Annotated in this window: 18 protein-coding genes; 6 read left to right on the top strand and 12 right to left on the bottom strand. The window is 64.6% G+C overall.

Annotated features, from left to right (window positions below; translation table 11 throughout):
* Positions 1 to 52: 52 nt before the first annotated feature.
* Positions 53 to 841: a c-type cytochrome gene (locus FYJ92_RS09905; protein WP_185260585.1), complete on the bottom strand. Its 789-nt coding sequence runs from the start codon at positions 839 to 841 to the stop codon at positions 53 to 55.
* 87 nt (positions 842 to 928) lie between these two features.
* Entirely contained in the window at positions 929 to 1,603 is a 675-nt protein-coding gene (locus tag FYJ92_RS09900; RefSeq protein ID WP_370525921.1) for a heme-copper oxidase subunit III, read from the bottom strand.
* Positions 1,604 to 1,714: 111 nt separating this feature from the next.
* On the opposite strand from FYJ92_RS09900, the gene trpD reads away from it, so the two are divergent.
* Positions 1,715 to 2,773, top strand: coding sequence for an anthranilate phosphoribosyltransferase (gene trpD / locus FYJ92_RS09895; RefSeq protein WP_185260583.1), 1,059 nt, complete (start codon positions 1,715 to 1,717; stop codon positions 2,771 to 2,773).
* A 67-nt stretch (positions 2,774 to 2,840) separates the two neighbouring features.
* Here the strand turns inward: trpD and FYJ92_RS09890 are convergent, their stop codons facing one another.
* Entirely contained in the window at positions 2,841 to 3,122 is a 282-nt protein-coding gene (locus FYJ92_RS09890; protein WP_056340053.1) for an Lrp/AsnC family transcriptional regulator, read from the bottom strand.
* 120 nt (positions 3,123 to 3,242) lie between these two features.
* The gene (locus tag FYJ92_RS09885; protein ID WP_185260582.1) at positions 3,243 to 3,638 is read right to left on the bottom strand and encodes a DUF3054 domain-containing protein; all 396 of its coding nucleotides are present in this window, start codon (positions 3,636 to 3,638) and stop codon (positions 3,243 to 3,245) included.
* 141 nt (positions 3,639 to 3,779) lie between these two features.
* Between FYJ92_RS09885 and FYJ92_RS09880 the strand changes: the two genes are divergently transcribed.
* Positions 3,780 to 4,202 carry a VOC family protein gene (locus FYJ92_RS09880; protein ID WP_370525920.1) on the top strand — a complete coding sequence of 141 codons (423 nt, stop codon included), beginning with the start codon at positions 3,780 to 3,782 and terminating at the stop codon, positions 4,200 to 4,202.
* Positions 4,203 to 4,382: 180 nt separating this feature from the next.
* Here the strand turns inward: FYJ92_RS09880 and FYJ92_RS09875 are convergent, their stop codons facing one another.
* The 8 genes from FYJ92_RS09875 to FYJ92_RS09845 form a co-directional block, all read right to left on the bottom strand.
* Complete coding sequence (locus tag FYJ92_RS09875; protein WP_255482009.1) at positions 4,383 to 5,732, bottom strand: plasmid pRiA4b ORF-3 family protein; 1,350 nt, start codon at positions 5,730 to 5,732, stop codon at positions 4,383 to 4,385.
* A 119-nt stretch (positions 5,733 to 5,851) separates the two neighbouring features.
* Complete coding sequence (locus tag FYJ92_RS09870; RefSeq protein ID WP_185260581.1) at positions 5,852 to 7,300, bottom strand: recombinase XerD; 1,449 nt, start codon at positions 7,298 to 7,300, stop codon at positions 5,852 to 5,854.
* A complete protein-coding gene (locus tag FYJ92_RS09865; protein ID WP_185260580.1) occupies positions 7,300 to 7,647 on the bottom strand; it encodes a helix-turn-helix transcriptional regulator in 348 nt (115 codons plus the stop codon). Before FYJ92_RS09865 ends, FYJ92_RS09870 begins: the two co-directional genes overlap by 1 nt.
* Complete coding sequence (locus FYJ92_RS19020; protein WP_255482399.1) at positions 7,644 to 7,796, bottom strand: hypothetical protein; 153 nt, start codon at positions 7,794 to 7,796, stop codon at positions 7,644 to 7,646. Before FYJ92_RS19020 ends, FYJ92_RS09865 begins: the two co-directional genes overlap by 4 nt.
* Before the next feature lie 20 nt (positions 7,797 to 7,816).
* Positions 7,817 to 8,773, bottom strand: a complete 957-nt coding sequence (locus tag FYJ92_RS09860) for a site-specific integrase (protein ID WP_255482008.1) — start codon at positions 8,771 to 8,773, stop codon at positions 7,817 to 7,819.
* Between the two features lie 274 nt (positions 8,774 to 9,047).
* The gene (locus FYJ92_RS09855; protein WP_227008266.1) at positions 9,048 to 10,592 is read right to left on the bottom strand and encodes a site-specific recombinase; all 1,545 of its coding nucleotides are present in this window, start codon (positions 10,590 to 10,592) and stop codon (positions 9,048 to 9,050) included.
* A complete protein-coding gene (locus FYJ92_RS09850; protein ID WP_185260579.1) occupies positions 10,579 to 10,920 on the bottom strand; it encodes a helix-turn-helix transcriptional regulator in 342 nt (113 codons plus the stop codon). Before FYJ92_RS09850 ends, FYJ92_RS09855 begins: the two co-directional genes overlap by 14 nt.
* A complete protein-coding gene (locus FYJ92_RS09845; RefSeq protein ID WP_185260578.1) occupies positions 10,917 to 12,023 on the bottom strand; it encodes a site-specific integrase in 1,107 nt (368 codons plus the stop codon). The genes FYJ92_RS09850 and FYJ92_RS09845 overlap by 4 nt, the downstream gene beginning before the upstream one ends.
* A gap of 728 nt (positions 12,024 to 12,751) precedes the next feature.
* Here FYJ92_RS09845 and FYJ92_RS09840 point away from each other — a divergent pair.
* From FYJ92_RS09840 to FYJ92_RS09825, 4 genes are read left to right on the top strand one after another with little or no spacing between them, the layout of a single operon-like run.
* On the top strand, positions 12,752 to 13,528 hold the full coding sequence (locus FYJ92_RS09840; protein ID WP_185260577.1) for a TnsA-like heteromeric transposase endonuclease subunit: 777 nt from the start codon (positions 12,752 to 12,754) through the stop codon (positions 13,526 to 13,528).
* Complete coding sequence (locus tag FYJ92_RS09835; RefSeq protein WP_185260576.1) at positions 13,516 to 15,603, top strand: Mu transposase C-terminal domain-containing protein; 2,088 nt, start codon at positions 13,516 to 13,518, stop codon at positions 15,601 to 15,603. Before FYJ92_RS09840 ends, FYJ92_RS09835 begins: the two co-directional genes overlap by 13 nt.
* Positions 15,596 to 16,648, top strand: a complete 1,053-nt coding sequence (locus FYJ92_RS09830) for an ATP-binding protein (RefSeq protein WP_185260575.1) — start codon at positions 15,596 to 15,598, stop codon at positions 16,646 to 16,648. Before FYJ92_RS09835 ends, FYJ92_RS09830 begins: the two co-directional genes overlap by 8 nt.
* Complete coding sequence (locus FYJ92_RS09825; RefSeq protein WP_185260574.1) at positions 16,645 to 17,574, top strand: hypothetical protein; 930 nt, start codon at positions 16,645 to 16,647, stop codon at positions 17,572 to 17,574. Before FYJ92_RS09830 ends, FYJ92_RS09825 begins: the two co-directional genes overlap by 4 nt.
* Positions 17,575 to 17,591: the final 17 nt, after the last annotated feature.

Here is a 17,591-nt window from a genome sequence, read left to right as displayed (position 1 = left end):
CAATTTCAAACTGCTGACTGGGCAGCAGAAGTTCTTAAGTTTCCCGTTGCGCCTAAGACGTCCGGGAAGTAAGCCAGATGGTGAACGCGATGATGACACCCAGGCCTGCAACCCAGACAAAGAGTCCTTCAGCGACCGGGCCCAGGGCGCCGAGGTCAGCGCCGCCGGGAGAGCCGTTTGCTTCGATCTGCTTCAGGAACGTGACGATGTCGCGCTTGCCCTCGGGGGTAACGTTTGCGTCACTGAAGACGGGCATATTCTGCGGTCCGGTGACCATCGCCTCGTAGATGTGCTTGCCGGAGACATCGGCAAGGGCGGGAGCGAACTTGCCACGGGTGAGTGCGCCGCCGGCGGCTGCCGCGTTGTGGCACATCGCGCAGTTCACGCGGAAGAGCTCGCCACCCTTGGCGGCGTCGCCCTGCTCATCAAGCAGGTGTTCTTCAGGAATTGCCGGGCCGGCTCCCAGGGAAGCTACGTAGGCTGAAAGCTGGTGGGTCTGGTCATCGTTGAACTGGGCTGGCTTCTTGTACGCCTGGGGACCGTTCATCTGCATGGGCATCCGGCCGGTACCGACCTGGAAATCAACGGCCGCAGCACCGACGCCGACGAGCGCGGGGCCATCCTGGCTGCCACTCGCACCCATGCCGTGGCAGGTGGCGCAGTTGGCCTCAAAGAGCTTTTCGCCCTCGGCGGTGTCATTGGCGCTGAAGCTGGTGGTGGATGCCTTGGCCTCGTTGACGGTGGTGGCAACGGCATATAGCCCACCAGTGACGAGGAGTCCCATCAGTAGCAGCGCGATTACTGCAAGTGGGTGACGCCGCTTTTGCGAGAGAGCCTTCACGTGGTGGTTCCTTTATTCGATCGTGCGCCGGCTCCGTGAGCCGCTTCTTGAAATTCTGCCTCTTGTAGAAAAGGAATCAAAGCTTGACTACTTCAGTACGTAGATGACCAGGAAGAGGCCGATCCAGACGACGTCCACAAAGTGCCAGTAGTAAGACGTGACGATCGCGGAGGTTGCTTCGAAGTGGCCGAACTTCTTTGCTGCGAACGAGCGTCCGATGATGAAGAGGAAGGCTATGAGGCCTCCGATGACGTGCAGGCCGTGGAAGCCGGTGGTCATGTAGAACGCTGAGCCGTAGGCGTTGGATGAGAGCGAAACGTGTTCTGAAACAAGCATCGCGTATTCAGTTGCCTGGCCAGCGACGAAGAATGCACCCATGATGAAGGTCAGCGTGAACCATTCGTTCATGCCCCAGCGGGAGAGCTGGAACGGGCCGCCTGTTTTTCGAGGCTGCAGCCGTTCGGCGGCGAAGACGCCCATCTGGCAAGTAAAGGAACTGGCCACGAGGACGATCGTGTTGACGAGCGCAAAGGGGAAGTTGAGCTTTGCTGTCTCTTCCGCCCACATCTGTCCGCTCGTGGAGCGCAGTGTGAAGTACATGGCAAAGAGACCGGCGAAGAACATCAACTCACTGGACAGCCAGACTACGGTTCCGACAGAAACCATATTGGGGCGGTTCAGCGTGGGGTGCGCCGGGGTACTGGGGGCATGGGTCGCAGATGTCACATAGACATTATGTCTATAAAAGTCCGTAGTTCCCAACGCGAACCGCCTTTTCGGGGGACTTTTTCTACAAAGACGCGAAATCACTGCGAAAAGTTCCCGGCGGCGTTCATATTGGTCAGGTACGGGGTGGCTCGCTAGCATCAGAAGGTGACTTCTCAGGCAACCGCGCCGGCGGACAGCAACACCTGGCCGCGGCTCATAACGGCTCTTATCAACGGTGCTGACCTCACGGCGGGCAATACCGCTTGGGCGATGGACAGAATCATGTCCGGGGAGGCGACGCCGTCCCAGATCGCCGGATTCCTGGTTGCCCTCAGGGCCAAGGGTGAAACCGTGGACGAAATAACAGGCCTCGTGGACGCCATGCTGCGCCATGCAACACCCATCGATATCCCCGGTGAGAAGCTGGACATCGTTGGTACCGGCGGTGACCAGCTCAACACCGTCAACATTTCCACCATGGCTGCCCTCGTCGCTGCAGGCGCTGGAGCGAAGGTCGTAAAGCACGGCAACCGGGCAGCGTCTTCGTCCTCCGGATCGGCCGACGTGCTTGAAGCGCTGGGCGTCAGGCTCGACCTCCCGGTGGCCCAGGTGGCACGCAACGCGGGGGAGGCTGGCATCACTTTCTGCTTCGCGCAGGTATTCCACCCGTCGTTCCGCCACACCGCCGTGCCCCGCCGGGAGCTCGCGATCCCCACCGCCTTCAATTTCCTGGGCCCGCTGACCAACCCTGCCCGGGTACAGGCTTCAGCCGTGGGAGTGGCGAATGCCCGGATGGCTCCGCTCGTGGCAGGCGTCCTGGCGAAACGGGGCAGCCGGGGCCTGGTTTTCCGTGGCAATGACGGCCTGGACGAACTGACCACGACGGGCCCCTCCACGGTCTGGGAAATCCGCGATGGCGCTGTCGCTGAGCTGAATTTCGAGCCGGCCGAGCTGGGCATCCGTCCCGCGACTGTGGCGGAACTCCGTGGCGGGGACGCCCAGGCGAACGCCGCCGTCGTACGTGATGTCCTTGCCGGCAAAACCGGCGCAGCGCGGGATGCTGTGCTGCTCAACGCGGCCGCTGGACTGGTGGCCTTCGATGAATCGTCCGAGGGCCCGTTCCTGGAGCGTATGCGTTCGGCGCTTGCCCGGGCCGCGGAATCGATTGATACCGGAGCCGCGGCTGCGGTCCTCGATAAGTGGGTTTCGCTGACGCGGCCTTGACCCGTCTACATAAAAGGCGCGGGCCGGCTGTGATGCCGGGACCGTTTCTTTTTTGGGGGAAGTGCTCCTACTGTTCGAAGCCGAGCGCGAATGCCGCGTCGAGATCGTGCTGGGAGTAGGCACGGAACGCAATGTGCGTGGTGGTGTGAACCACCGCGGGTACCTTTGACAGCTTGTCGGCAATGACGTCAGCCAGATCCTCGTGCCGGGCGACGCGGGCAACGGCGATAAGGTCCCATTCGCCGGTTACGGAATAGACCTCGCTGATGCCTGGGATCGCGGAAATTTCCTCGGCGGTTTCCGGGATGCGGGCGGCGTCGGTCTTGATCAGAACGAATGCGGTGATCACTGTTCAATCCTTCCGGATCTGTTGGCCGTAGCTGTGCCCGGCAAGACTCTATGGTGATGCCAGCCTATTACATGGGCGGTGTCCATCAGTTGCGGCCCGGGCGCAGGGCCGGCAGCGGTGTCACGACTTTCGAAGCCTGCGCGCCAGTGCAAGAAGTGCCCGGTAACCCACCAGGAAAAGCCCCAGGCTCAAGAGCGCAACAACCACGAAGGCCAGTACTACGCTTTGTCCCGTCAGCGCCCTCAGGATCATGCCGCCGGCTACGGCGCCAAGCCAGACCATGACGCCGGTTGCCATGGACAGCGGACGCCGCCGGGCCCGTCCCGCAAACCAGGCGATGGCGGCCCCAGCCAGGAACGGCCATGCCGTGAGGAAAACTCCGGTGACGATGTCGCCGCGCTGGTGGGCATCCCTGCCGATCGCCGCGAAAACCAAAATCAGGAAGGCATCTGACAGGGCGGCGGCAATAAGGGCCTGCCGGGAAGCTCGCATGGACTGTTGGGTCTCGGAATTCATGGCTTCGAGCCTAACCCGGAGAGGGCGGCGGCCCGGTCCTGATGCTTGCCGGGGCGCGGGGGATTATGGAAGATGGGTGGGACACCGGCGCTCATCACGCGGGAGGCACAGTGCGTCTGATGCAGGTGGCCCAGCAGGCACATGACCCGCAGCGGGCCGCTGAGTTCTATTCACAACTGCTGGGGTGCAACCAGCGGCGATCTACGGCCCGCCGGGCTGGTGTTTTTCGATCCGGAGGGCGTTCGGCTCTTGCTGGAGCGCGGCGCGCCGTCGTCGGTTCTCTATTTGGAGGTGGAGGACGTCCGGTTGAGCATCAGCGTCCTGCAGGGCAGGGGAGTGGAGGTAATTGCGCTGCCGCATGTGATCTTTCACCATGGCGACGCTGCTCTGGGCCCGGCAGGAACCGATGAATGGATGGCCTTCATCCGCGACTCGGAAGGGAACACAGTTGATTTTTTCGGGATGGCTACTTGCCCGAATGGACGGCCGGCTTCTGCTCCCGAAAGCTGGCCATTCCCTTCCGGACCTGAACTTTTGACCCGCCTGCGCCAGGAGGCGCAATAGCGTGGCGGCTCCAGCGACAGACGCTTAGTTCCACTTGGCCTACTAGGATCAGGTCCGAAATAGCGGTTCTGCTGGTGAGCCGGCGTATTCGGAACCGGCGAATGCCATTGCGTCGATGGCGGATTTAGCCTCGGAGGATGTGGGTCGCCGCGGGGTCGGTGGTTTGCTGGTTGTGAGTGGTTATGAGCGAAGTGCTGTTCGGGCGAAGGCTTGCCCTGGCGCCTTGACGGTGTTTGCTTTGAGCCCGAAACGGTCGTCGAAGATGCCGAGGTTCAGCAGGACCTCGTGGGCATCGACGAGGAGTGCTTGGACGGTGTTCGGTTCCAGTTCGGCTCCGGTGCGGGTGCTCCAACCGAGCGCACCGAGACCGAAGGAGACGGCTTCAAGGTAATCGGCCCAGCTGGTTCTTTTCCCTGCCGCGACTTCGAGCAGGAGTAACAGCGCCGCGTCGCGCTCGGAGTCATGACGGTGCCGGTGCGCAATGGCTCGTGCCAGGAAAAGCCAAAGGCCTGCGGGATCATCGAGCAGCCGCTTGGCGGCGGATGTGAGGACGAGTTTGCCTTTGACTTTGCGGATCAGGCCGAGTCGTTGAGCGCTTTCGCGCAGCTGAAGGACGGGCAGGGTCTGGTCCTCGCGGTTGGCTTCGCCGATCCAGTCCTTGGCCCAGCCGAGCTCGGTCATTGCCTCGCGGACCACGGCCGGCGGCAGCCAGCCGGCAGCGGTGAGGGATAGACCGTCAATCCCAATTCGGCGGGTGAGCCAGAGATAGGGGGCGGTCATCGCCTCGGCGACGTCTGCTTCGACCGTTGAGGGGCCGTCGAGGCCGGCGGCGTGCAGGTATGAACGGAATTCGCGTCGTAGCCCGGGAGGCATCCGGTTCGTGAGTTCCTGGGTCAGCGACACGCTTCCGGGGCCGTGCTCGTTGGCAGACGGAGCAGGGAACAGCAGGGCGAGCTCGCTGTTCACGGCATTGATGTCCAGTTGTTCCGGGTCGAATTCCTGCCATGGCCCGGCTGTCCAGGCGACCCATGCCTTCAGCCCTTTGTGGTCTTCGTGGCCGGGGTCCGCGAGGGCGTCGAGCAGGTCGTGGTAGCCACCGATGCCGCCGGAATCTTCCAGCGGCGCCCGCCGTGCGCCGTCCAGGAGCCGTGCCCGTGGGGTGTTGGCCGGCATGGGGAGGTTTCCGGTGAGTTCGAGGCGGTGGATCCAGCCGTCTCCGAAGTCATATTCATAGAACAGGGGACCGGATTCAGCCGTGAGGATCTGGCCCAGGGTCCAGGCCCTCTCGGGCAGGTCCTCGTCAGAGTCTTCCATCAGGTCCAGGGGGACCCAGCGCCGTGGTTCGCGCACGATCCCGTTGACGGCGCGCAGACGAACATAGGGATCGGTGTCCGTGAAGGAATGCAGGTGGGAATCGCGCCAGCCAACGGCCGTTTGCAGGACCTCATGCACCCTGTCCATGGTCACGGAAGGGTCGATCTCGAGGAGCCGCCAGATGGCCGGCTCACTGCCCACGATCGAGACTTTCATCCGCAGCAACATCGCACCGGAATCTGGATCTGGATCTGGATCTCGTATCGTCACAGCACTATCCTGCCAGCCCCAGTGTTTGGGCGAGGCCGCTGACCGGGCTCGCGGTATCCGCTGTACTATCGCCGGTAAGAGGCGTAGGTGGCCCAGGTGTTGTCGGCTTGCTTGGCGTGCTGTTCGGTGATTTGGGTGCTGTAGCCAAGAGCCTGGGCCGCAACCGGTGGAGGCATCGTCAGGACGAGAGCGCGGAGCGTGGCGTTCCTGGCTCCCAGGAGGTGGATGCCGCTTTCGCGCAACTTCTTCATGAGATGGCCGGGATGAAGATGCTGGCCGGGCCGGTATCCGGGAAAGAGCCACGCTGAGGCGCGGTTTGCTGCGGTGTTCATGTTCGGCCGGTCGGCGAGGTGTTGTTGAAGGATTTCGTCGAAGGGGTGGGGAACCGGGACTGGCTGGTTCTCGAAGACGACGACGGTTTCGCCGTCGTCGGTGCGGCTGATTTGCTCGCTTCGCATGCCGGCAATGCGTGTCAGCGGCTGGGCGTAGAGGAGCAACATAACGGCGGCGGCGCGGTGGTGGAGCGCAATATCCTGGTTCTCGAGAGTTTTGCGGAGCAGCCTGAGCCGTTCGTTCTGATCCAAGACGGGCCGGGTTTCAGCTTTTCGGTAGGGGAACTCGACGCGGGGAAGATGCTGGCTCCGGACGGCCCAGCGCACGAAGGTCCTGGCCGTGCTGCGCGTTGTCGGTCCTGTCGCGAGCCAGTGGTCGATGTCCGACTGCCGGCATTGGGACGGCGGTTTTCCTCGGTCTGAAAGATGCCGGAGGAAGTCCCTGGCCACGGAGATATCCTGCTTGGCTGCCCGGGCTGTGCCCCAGTTCAGTTCTCCGCCTGCGGAGAGTTGGCGCATCCGGCGCAGGTGGTGCCAGGTGGCGAACTGTTTGATGAGGTGGCGGTGGTCCGGGTCCGTGAGCTCGGCCAGGATCCGGTCCAGCCAGGCCTCGAAGTGCAGCAGGTTCCGGTCGATCGGCTCAAGAAGTCCATGCTCGATGAAGAGTTCCCGCAGGTGCATCGCCGTCCGCGGCGACTCGTGGTCATCGAAGGTGGCGTGGGCCAGCGGCCGGGCGCCCGTGGCGATGGAGGACAGCAGATCGCGGACGTCCGGGTTGCGCAGCCAAGTCAGCGCGCTGCGGGAATGGGGCTGGGCGCTGACTCCTTCGTGCAGGGGCTTGAGGGGTTCAGACACCGTGCCAGTGCCATCGTCGAGGAGTTCCGCCAGGTGATCTTGCAGGCAGCAGCGGGCGCAGCGCCGGGCCCGGTAGGGTTCTTCCTCGGCCGAACATTGGATGCAGTGGAAATCGGCCGGGATGCCGGCGCAGTCGACACAGACCGGGGATCCGGTGCCGTCCAGGCCGGGCAGGAGCCGGTCAGTGCCGCAGCCGGGACAGGTGCCATGAGTCCGGGCGGCGCGCTGGTAGCAGAGCCGACAGACCCGGCCCTCGGGCCATTTCGCCCCGAGCCTGGCGGCCGGTTTCCGGCAGCGGATGCAGAGCTTCTCTTCTGCAGTAAGCATTATTCTGCGGGGCGGACCCGGGCGCGTTTGGGCCGGATCGTCGTGTTCAGGTCAACGACTTTCGTGCCGTTCGATGCGGGAGCGTTCACGGCGTTTTTCCGCTGGGCTGTTGCAACGGCGTGGAACTGGCACAGGTCCTCGACCGTGCAGTTGAGGGCATCGCAGAGGGCGCCGAGCAGGGTCATGGAAATCCGTTCCGGTTTTTGTCCCACGAGCCGGTAGATCTGTGAGGGGGAGAGGTCGATGCCGCGTTCAATGAGCAGGGGGATGAGGTCGGAGATGTTGAACAGTCCGCGTGCGGCCATGATTTCGCGCAGCCGCCAGGAGTATTCGATGTGCTTTTTCATGGCGTGTTCCTCGGGTCGGTGCCGGTGGCTTCTGCCGCCATCTTGGTCATCGCCGCCCGCAGGGTGCGGGTGCGGTAATCGGAGGAGACGCCGGTGTAGAGGGCGGTGGTGGAGGAGTGTTCGTGTCCGACCTGTTGCTGGACGAACAGAGCATCGTAGCCGTCCTCGATCAGGTGGGTGACGTAGGAGCGGCGCAGGGAATGGAATCAATGCCGTCCGCGAGCCCGAGCCCGGTCCGCAGCAGAGTGAATTCCCTGGTCAGTGAGTCGGCGCTGACCCGACCGCTGCGCTCGGTGGGCCAAAGGGATGCGTGTTCCTCACCGGTTCCGGTCGGCCGGACCTCCTCGATCCATTGCTTCAGGCAATCCACGGCCCAGCCGGTGTGGGGGACTGTCAGGACGCTGCGGCGCTTGGGAGGTGAACCGCGCATCGCCTTGCCGTGCCGGACGTAAAGAACGCCGTATCTGCCGAACTCTGCTGCGTGCGGGTTGGTTCCGAAGTCGGTCAGTTCGAGCATGCGGACTTCATTGCGCCGAAGGCCCCAGGCGTAGGCGACTTTGATGGCCGTGGCGATGCGGAACGCCGAGATCCAGCCCTTGCGTCCCTGCTTGCGGGCGTGATCGACCCGGTCATCGGCGTAGTCGAAAAGGTCCTGAAGCTCGTCCCGGGTCAGCGGTCGCTTGCGCGGGCGGGCGGATGCTTCCTGAACATGCGCGGCAGTGTTCCACTCATGGCAGACCTGAACCGGGTGGGTGCCGAACCGCTCCATGCATTCCTGCTCCCAGCCGTAGGCCGGATCGGTCAGATAGCCCAGGAACAGGCGAAGCGCGTTCTGGTACGCCAGCAGCGTCGAATGGCTCGCGGAGCGGACGGCACGCAGCTCCATGAAGAACTCATCGACATCGCCCACGGTCCAGGACCACGGATCCTCACCGGTAAACGAGCGGAAACGCTGGATGACCTGCTCGCGCCGGGCGATCGTCGTGAAGGCAAGGTTCCGGCTCAACTGCTGATTGCGCCACCCGTCCAGCATCGCCTGGAACACCTGCTCGGCAGGGTTAAACAGTGCCACATCCCGGGCGATCTGCTGCCCGGCCGTTCCCGCCGGCCCTGGCTGTCTGGTCACATTTTGTCCTCGCATAACACGCGATACTTTCGCATATTATGCGAGTCCATGGCAAAACGGCCTGTAACGGCAGGGATTTTTCATTCGCCATTCCGCCACGTCACGCTGATCTAGCTCCGGTAACGTGTTGCCGTCGACCCGCTAAGAGCCGAAAACATAAGGAATCCCGGGTGGTCGCCGGTTGTCGGCGGGGCAGCGGTATAAAAGTCCGTCGAATTCGCACCAGATGCGATTCGCCGGATTCAAGCGGGAACTGCACTTATCGCTCGGAGTCCTATTCCGGCCGTTCCGGTTCCGGCGGTTGGTTCGGGGGCCGTATTCTGAGCGGTTTCAGCCGGGGGTGCATGGCTTTCCCTGCGTAGCCTGCCATGGGGACGCCGGCGTCGGCGGCGTGTTTGTGGATGACCTGGTAGCTGTAGCCGAGGGCGTTCGCGACCAGGGTTGGCGGCAGTTCCTGAACGAGGCTGCGCAGGGCGGTGTTCCTTGCGCCGCCGAGATCGATCCCAAGCGCCCGGAGTTGGCCCATCATCGCGTCGGCGTGGATGTGCTGGCCCGGCAGGGTGCCGGGGAAGAGCCACTGGCTCCCGCCGTTTCCGGTCTGCTGGTTGGGCCGGTCGTGCAGGTAGTCCCAGAACATCGGGGCGATCTGGGCAGGAACCAGGACGGGTATGTTCCCGAGGCCCAGGTGCAGCCCCTCGGGCAGAGCCTGCAGGTCCGCGCATTTCAAGGCGGCAATCTTGCCGACCGGCTGGCCAAAGAGCAGCAGGATCAGGGCAGCGACCCGGAATCCCAAGGGCGATGCCGTGGAGTCGATGCAATGCCGGATCAGGGCGACGCGTTGTTGTTGGGTGATGAGCGGCTTCGTGGCGGCGTAGCGGCGCGGCATCTCGAGCCTGCCGATCTCCTTGTTCTTGATCAGCCAGACGATGAAGGTGCGGATGGCGTATCGGGTCGACGGTCCGGCCGCTAGGTACTCGTTCACATGGGCCTGCCTCGTAGCGGCGACGGCGAGTCCATGGTCGGCGCCGAGCCAAGCAAGGAACTTCCCGGACTCGGTGATTTCCTGTTTGGCCGAGCGGACGGCCGTGTTCAGCGACTTTCCCGGGCCGGCCATTTGGCGGAGGCGTTTGAGGTGGTGCCAGCGGGCGAACCGTTCGATGGGCGTCTGGATGTGAGGTGTTTCGGCGAGGTCATGGATGCGGACGGCCAGCCATTGTTCGAAGGCGGCGAGTTGACGGTCCCGGTCCGGGAGCATGCCGTGATGGATGAGCATTTCCCGGAGGTATTCCACTGATCGTGACGCAGGAAGAGCGTCAAAGGACTCATGGGTGAGCGCGATGGTGCGGGTGCCGAGCCCGGTGAGGAGTTCCTTGGTGTTGGCCCCGCGCATCCAGGTGTAGACGCTCTCGGGCCTGCCCGCGGCGGCGAGCACTCCGATGAGGCGTTTGAGGCTCAGGTCCGGGGGAGTGTGGGGGTGGAGCAGTCCCTCCAGGTCGGTCCCGAGGACGCAGCGGATGCAGTGGCCGGCGCGGAAACGTTCGGTTTCGGTGCCGCAGCCCTCGCAGGTCATGTTGGTGGTGATGCCCGCGCAGTCCCGGCAGATGCTGGTGCCGTCGGTGGTCCTGCCTGGGAGCAGCCTTTCTTTCCCGCAGCCGGGGCAGGATCCGCGGGTGCGCAGTGCTGTGGTGAAGCAGATCCCGCAGATGGCCCCGTCGGGCCAGGTCACGCGGATCTTCGCGGCCATCCGCCCGCATCGGTCGCACCGGTGGTCGCCTTCGGACCGGGGCCGGCCGCGGGTCCGGGCCTTATTCGTCGTCAAGGATCCTGGCCCTGACGGGTTTGTAGGCGTCAGCGAACCGGACAACGTTCTCCCCGGAGGCGGCGGCCTGCTTTTGGCGTTTGGACCTGGCGTCGGCGGCGGTGAAGGTGAAGAGTTCGTTCGCTTCGACGCCGAAAATATCGCAGAGAGCGGCCAGGAGCTGGAAGGAGATCCGTTCGGGATTCTGGCTGACCATGCGGTAGATCTGTGACTCGGAGAGGGTGATGCCGCGTTCCCGTAGGGGTTCGACGAGTTCGCGGGTGTTGCGCATGCCGTTCCGTGCCATGAGTTCCCGGGCCCGCCACCGGTATTCGATGTCCCGTTTCATTCTCGTTCCTCCTTCGGCCTGACGGCCTTCTCGATCATGTCTTCGAGCACGCGGTTGAGCTCGCTGGTTTGGTAGTCGCTGGAGACTGATGTGTAGAGGGAGGTGGTAGAGGCGTGTTCGTGGCCGACCTGCCTTTGGACGAAGGTGTGGTCGAAGCCGAAGTGCTCGAAGAGGTGGGTGACGTAGGACCGGCGCAGGGAATGGATGTCCAGGCCCGGCGGATAGCCGAGTTCGTCGATGTAGTCGCGGAAGCGGCGGTGCAGGTTGGACTTGGGCACCGGCAGTCCGTTGGCGGTGGGGAAAATTTCCGATACCGCCGGGGCGAGCCAGGGGAGTCCGTTCCGGATCCAGGTGTCCAGGACGGCGGGGGACCAGTCAAAGACCGTCAGCACGGAGCGTCTCTTGGGCGGTGAGCCGCGCTGTGCCTTGCCGTATCGGACCTGCAGGACACCGAACTCGCCGAACTGCGGGGCCCGGCGGTTCCGGGAAAAGTCCACGGTCTGCAGGTGCGTGACCTCGTTGGCCCGCAGACCCCACGCGTAGGCGGTTTTGAACACTGTGGCGTCCCGGTAGGCGGCGACGGCGCCCTTACGCCCGGAAGCCAGAACCCGTTCGACCTCGAGGTCGGCCAGATCGAAGAAGCCCTGCAGCTCGGCCCGGGTGAAGGGCCGTTTAGTGGGTGCCTGTTCGTTGTTCTGGGCGTGCCGGGCCCGGTTGAATTCGGTGATGATCTGGGCGGGAGAGCGGCCGAACCCCTGAAGGCAGACACGGTCCCATTCATAGACCGGATCGGTCAGGAAGTCGCAGAACACCTTCAGATGGGTCTGGTAGGCACGGATAGTGGCGAACGCCAGATTCAGGATGGAGCGCTCATGGGCAAAGAACTCATCGGCGTCACCGACGGTCCAGTCCCAGGGAAAATGCCCGGTGTGATCCACGAACCGGCGGACCAGGCTCTCACGTCCCCGGATCGTGCCGGCCGTGAAGTTCCGTGCCAGCTGCTGCTGTTTCCATCCGGTGAGCATGTCTTCGAATACGGCGTCCGCGGAGAGCGCTCCCTGACGCAGCGGAAGCCTGATCAGCTGGCCCTCCACGGGGTCCATCACGGCCTCCGATGCGTCTGCAAATAATGCTCCCAGAGTGCATAAAATGCGAACCCATGTCAAGGAAACCCCGAAAATCCGCGGAATTATTCGCCTAGTGGGCACCTCAGACCCGTCGACCCTTCCACGCCCCGGCTGTTGCCCAACGCGCCTCCGGACGGTCCCGGATCCCTGTAACGGCGCGGACTTCTACGTCCAGGCAGCCGAAACCGGGGAGTGCGTATCAGCGGGTCCTATTCTGCAAAATCTGCAATCGGATCACTTCTACTTTACATAATGTAGATTATCGGCGTTTTCTAAGAGTGGAGGGCGGCCCGCGTTAAAAGGAAATTGTGTCGTTTGCCAAGACAGTTGGCCAATTGACACGCTAGTTGGCCAAACTTGCCAAGGGTCTGGCCAGCACAGGCCCTGCGGGCCGCAGGATGCGGCGATCTGGCGGCGGTGTCTAGAGGCTCGGTCAACATCGCTCATCGAAGACGTGTTCGAGCGTCTCACGCCAGGCTCGCTTGGTAGGCCCCGTCGGTCTCGCAGGCAACTCAAGCGCAGCCGGTTGGGTTTGCCACCCACGTATCCACTAGCATCGAACACATGTTCGATTGTCTGGGGTGGGTGCATGCGTCATTTGAGGCGCCGCGGGAATGGTTCGCGATGGTGCTCTCAATACGTCCCGTTTCCCTGAACCGGAGGAACGGGCGGGCGCAATGATGGGCACGGCCCCTGGCGCCCGAGTGTTGCTGACACGGTCGGAGAACGGGCTGGATGCCATCCAGTGGCGCGGTCCTGATAAGAGGATCTTCACGGCACCTGCCACGCGCGGGCTGCTCACACAGCCGGTCATAGAGGCCCTGCCGATCCGGGTCGGAGGGCAATGGCAGAACCGCCCCAACCGGCATGGACTGTATTTCTGGGAGCGCACGGGACGGCATCTTTGGTACGAGAGCGCGCTGGAGCTGGCGTGTCTGCTCGGGCTGGACTTCGAGGGCTCGGTCCAGGGAATCGCGTCGCAGCCGTTCCGGATGCTCTTCCGCGCCGGGGCAAAGTCCGTTCGCCACGACCCGGACTTCTTCGCGGTCCACCGCAACGGCGACCAGGTCGTCTACGACGTGAAGCCGCGGGCGCGTATGAGCTCCCGGGTCTCTGACCAGTTCGAGGAATCCTCCCGTGTCTGCACGTTGGTGGGCTGGCGGCATGCGGTCCTGCACGAGCCTGATCCGGTCCTCGCGGCCAATCTCGACTTCCTGCGGGGTGCCCGGCATACCCGGAACCATCCGGGTGAGGCGGTCTTCGGTCAGATCCTGAACGTCTTCGAGGGCGGACGCGCGATCGGGGAAGGCAGAGAAATGGTCAACCGCCGCTTCCCGGCGCTGGCGATGCCCTCGATAAAGCACCTGATCTGGCACCGGTTCCTCGAGGTCGACCTGACCCGGCGGCTTGACTTCGATTCCATTGCGGCGACTGAGATCGACGCGATCCGTTCGCCCGAGGAGGCATCGTGCTGCGTCTGAACCTGGGAGATCTGCTCACCTGGCGGGGAGAAGAATACGTTGTGGCCGCCGCGAGGCCTCACACGGCGATGCTGCGCCGGATCGCGGGCAACGACACGGTCTGGATCGACATCGTGGCACTGGCCGACGAACTGATCGTCACCGATCCTGTGGCTCCTCCAGTGACCGATCCGCACGGGACAGGCCAGCCGGCCAACGAGGACGGTGACTGCCTGGCTGTGCTGGGCACGCTCACGGGCGAGGAGCTTGCTGCGGCCCGTTGGTGGGTGTCCCACCTCAACGAGGTCATCTCCGGCGTCCCCGACCCGGACGATGCGAGCCTGCTGCCCCGCTCCGGGTATGAAACCGGAAGAAAGACTGACCGTCGTGCGCTGAAGGTACTCGAGCTGAACGCAGCCGGGCACAAGGTGAGCGCACGGAGCCTGCGCCGAAAGGAGCGTCAGTACCTGCTTCACGGCGTCCACGGGCTCGTGGACCGACGCGCCCTGGTCGCGCCCCAAGCGATCCCCTCTGTCGATGACCGCATCCGAGAAGCGGTCCTGGCGGTGCTTGCCGCGACCAACGGCACCTCGACGGTGTCGGTGACGACATTGATCGACAAGGCCCGCGCCTATGTCGCCCAGCGCTACCGGGGCCAAGAGGTGGAATTCCCCTCGGCGCGCACGATGCGGCGCGTCTTCGCCGCCTATGACCACCGCGGCCTGGCCACCGGCAAGGCAACGTCCCGGCGAAGCGAGGCCAACCGCCACGACCGGGGGCCCCGACCGGTTGCCGCCGTGACCCCCGGGCAGGTGGTCGAGATCGACTCCACTCCGGTGAACGTATGGGCTCTGATGTCCGACGGCAAGCCGGGCCGGGTCCACCTCACGGTGGCCGTGGACGTGGCCACCCGCAGCATCCTGGCCTTCGACATCATCCCGGTCTCCACCAGTGGGGTCGAGCACGCGGATCTGCTGGCGCGGATCCTGCGCCCGCGGCAGTGCCGCCCCGGAGCCCCGGATTACCTGCGTCTGGACAAGTCGCAGACACTCCCCTCAGCAGCGATGATCGCCGCCGACGAACGGCAGCGCGGCGCCCTCGCGCTGCCCTATATCGTTCCCGAAACGATCACCACGGACCGCGGCAAGGACTACCTCTCGGAGACCTTCGTGTCGGCCTGCCGGCATTTCGGGATCAGCGTCGTCCAGGCACCGCCGCACTCCCCGACGTTCAAAGGACACGTCGAACGCGTCTTGGGAACGATCGACACCATGTGGATGCAGAAACAGCCCGGCTACGTCGGCAACAGCGTGGCCAACCGCGGCGAGATTGACCTGGGCGAACTCCGCACGGTCCGCGAGCTGCAGGAGTCTTTCGAGGAGTGGTGGGTCCGTGTCTACCAGAACCGGCCCCACGGTGAGCTGCGCGATCGCGACGTGCCCTCGAGGATGTTCACGCCCAACCAGATGTATGCCGCCTTGTTCGACGCCGGCGCCGGCATCCCGGTCCCGCTCGGTCAGGCGACCTACATCGCGCTGATGCCCGTGGAACGGCGCACCATCCAGAACGACGGAATCCATGTCGACAACCTCACCTACTGGCACGACGACCTCCCCCGGCTCCGGAAGCTGACCCCGCCTACCCGAGACGGGAAATGGGAGGTCCGCAAGGACCCCTACGACAGCGACCGCGTCTGGGTCCAGGACCCGAAGACCAATCAATGGCTCGAGTGCATCTCAGAGAGCTACCGGCTCGCCAGCTACCCGTTCGCCTCCGCGCTGCGCCTGCTTCGCAGCACCCCGCCCGTCGACGATGCCGCCGGCGAGGCCTGGGCCGTCGGCGAGCTCGGCCGGCAGACAGCCCTGAAAGACCGGACGAAGGGCCGCAAAGACGAGAAGAGGCGTGCGGTGCTCGCCCGGCAGCGGCGCGACGACGATCCGAGGCCCGGACCTGTCCCGGCACCCGATCCGGCCCCCGCCGACCCCACAACCATCACCGTCAGAACCCTTGGCCACGCTGCCACCGAGGACCAGGGCAACGGTTCTCTCGACGACTTCGCCCTCGTCCGCACCGGCGACAGGCTCTGGAATGACTAACCAGGCTGCCGCCCCTGCCTCGAAGAACACCCTGACCGGGATGCGCCGCCTCATCGACTTCGATCTGGACGAGCCTCCGACGCTGTCCCGGGCCACCTACGAGGCGCTCTCCCCCGCCGACCGCGCGGCCCACGATGAAGCGCGCCTACGCTGGTTCGGCTCCGGCTTCCTCTTCGGCACCAAGGCCACCAACCACCTGCTGCGCAGCGTGCGCGGCTACCTCCTCATGCGCGACCCCGACGTCGTTGGAAGCCAACGCATCACAGTGCTCACCGGGCCTGCGAACGTCGGGAAGTCCACGACTCTCCTGCAACTGGCCAAGGAGGTCGAGAGTCACGCCGGTCGCCGCTACCCCTCTTTCCGCGCCGACGGCCGCGCGCCGGTCGTGCTCATCGAGATGTCCCCAGGCGCCACGCCCAAGGGCGTCGCGGCCTCGATCCTGGACTTCTTCGCCGTGCCCTACCGGACCCACGACACCCACCAGAAAATGATCAGGCACGCAGCCGAACTCATGATCCACCACCAGAGCTCGCTTCTGGTGGTCGACGAGTTCCAGATGGTTCAACTCGAAGGCAGACGCGGCGACGACGCCATCAACACCATCAAATCGATCATCAACGCCACAGGCGTCGTCACCGTCCTGGCCGGCATCGACCTCGACCAACGACTCGGCAGCCGCGCCGCCGAGCAACTCATGGCCCGCGGCGAGACCCAGCGGCACAGCCCTTTTGACTACGCCACCGACGGCGACCGCCAGCATTGGGCCAACCTTGTCGCAGCCTTCGGCGTCCAGATGCGGCTCATCGACGGCCCGCCCGACCTGGCCCCCTACGCCGACGCCCTGCACGCCATCACCGCAGGCCGGATCGGTGCCCTGCGACGGATCCTCGGCACCGCCTTGATGATCATGCTCGAGGAGAAGCGAACGCCGAGCACCCCGGAGGTCCTGACTCTCGAACACCTCCAGGCAGGCGCGGGCCCGCTCCTGACCGCCCCCGCGACACCGAAGAGACGCGCTGCGGCGAAGGAGAGCAACGCCGCATGAGGGCTACGCATGTCTCGGCGCGGCCGGTGATGGACGGCCCTGCCACCGAACGGACGCAGACCCTGCGGTTTCAGACCCGCCGCCCACGCCCCCACCAGATGGAAACGCCCGGTTCGTATCTGGCGCGCCTGTGCGAGGCCAACCTCATCGACCTCGACCACATGGAACGGCTCGGGGCACGCCGCCGTCGCCAATCGGGCCGGCCAGACGAGATGGCACACGTCATCGCTGAGCTCGGCGGACCCGGCCCGCGACACTTCTACCAGCAGTACGTGCGCGCCGTCGGCGGCGGATCTCCCCCACTGGCCAAGGCCTTCCAACGACAACGAAACCGCCGACTCGCCTGCCTCCGGTGCACCGCGGGAAGCGAGATCACCGCCTACGACCACCGGCGATTCATGATCTGCATCAAACACCAACGCTGGATCGCGGGCTCGACTGCCGCCGACCAACGCCAATTGCTCGACCCCGAACTCCTGGCCGTCGAACGCCGCTTCCGCCGCGCGATGTCGTCAAGACTGGTGACGCCGCAGCTCTACGACGACATCCGCGGCGTCGTCGTCCAAAACAGCGCGTCGATCTTCGACCGCCTCTGGCAGGGCCACCGCCTGCACGGCCGCACCGGCCGCGACCACCACGACATCCGCGGCGGTCTCCATGGCAGCCTCGACCTCTATCCCGCCGTCGTACGAATCCTCACCATTGCGGTCGAGTACCTCGATCTCTACTGGCCGATCACCCACGGCAAAAAGGCCGTGCTTCTGCACCCACGCCCCGAGCAACGACGGCTCTACGCCCACCTGCGGCCACGCCTGGAATGGATCGGATCGGGCCCGGGGAGCTATCGGATCATCGACGGTGTCGTCGCCGCCCTGATAGCAGCGCTCAGCCTACGCGACATCGAATTCCTCCCGCCCCGGTCGTGATGACCGAACCCACGGCG

Source organism: Pseudarthrobacter sp. NBSH8, assembly GCF_014217545.1.
Taxonomy (GTDB): domain Bacteria; phylum Actinomycetota; class Actinomycetes; order Actinomycetales; family Micrococcaceae; genus Arthrobacter.
Note: the sequence above shows the minus strand (reverse complement) of the source record. Positions and strands in the feature narration are given on the sequence as shown.

Coding starts and splice junctions, on each gene's coding strand:
- FYJ92_RS09870 (WP_185260581.1), bottom strand. CDS start 7,300: ATGCTTACTGCAGAAGAGAAGCTCTGCATCCGCTGCCGGAAACCGGCC.
- FYJ92_RS09850 (WP_185260579.1), bottom strand. CDS start 10,920: ATGAAACGGGACATCGAATACCGGTGGCGGGCCCGGGAACTCATGGCA.
- FYJ92_RS09880 (WP_370525920.1), top strand. CDS start 3,780: ATGACCCGCAGCGGGCCGCTGAGTTCTATTCACAACTGCTGGGGTGCA.
- FYJ92_RS09865 (WP_185260580.1), bottom strand. CDS start 7,647: ATGAAAAAGCACATCGAATACTCCTGGCGGCTGCGCGAAATCATGGCC.
- FYJ92_RS09830 (WP_185260575.1), top strand. CDS start 15,596: ATGACTAACCAGGCTGCCGCCCCTGCCTCGAAGAACACCCTGACCGGG.
- FYJ92_RS09825 (WP_185260574.1), top strand. CDS start 16,645: ATGAGGGCTACGCATGTCTCGGCGCGGCCGGTGATGGACGGCCCTGCC.
- FYJ92_RS09845 (WP_185260578.1), bottom strand. CDS start 12,023: ATGGACCCCGTGGAGGGCCAGCTGATCAGGCTTCCGCTGCGTCAGGGA.
- FYJ92_RS09875 (WP_255482009.1), bottom strand. CDS start 5,732: ATGAAAGTCTCGATCGTGGGCAGTGAGCCGGCCATCTGGCGGCTCCTC.
- FYJ92_RS09885 (WP_185260582.1), bottom strand. CDS start 3,638: ATGAATTCCGAGACCCAACAGTCCATGCGAGCTTCCCGGCAGGCCCTT.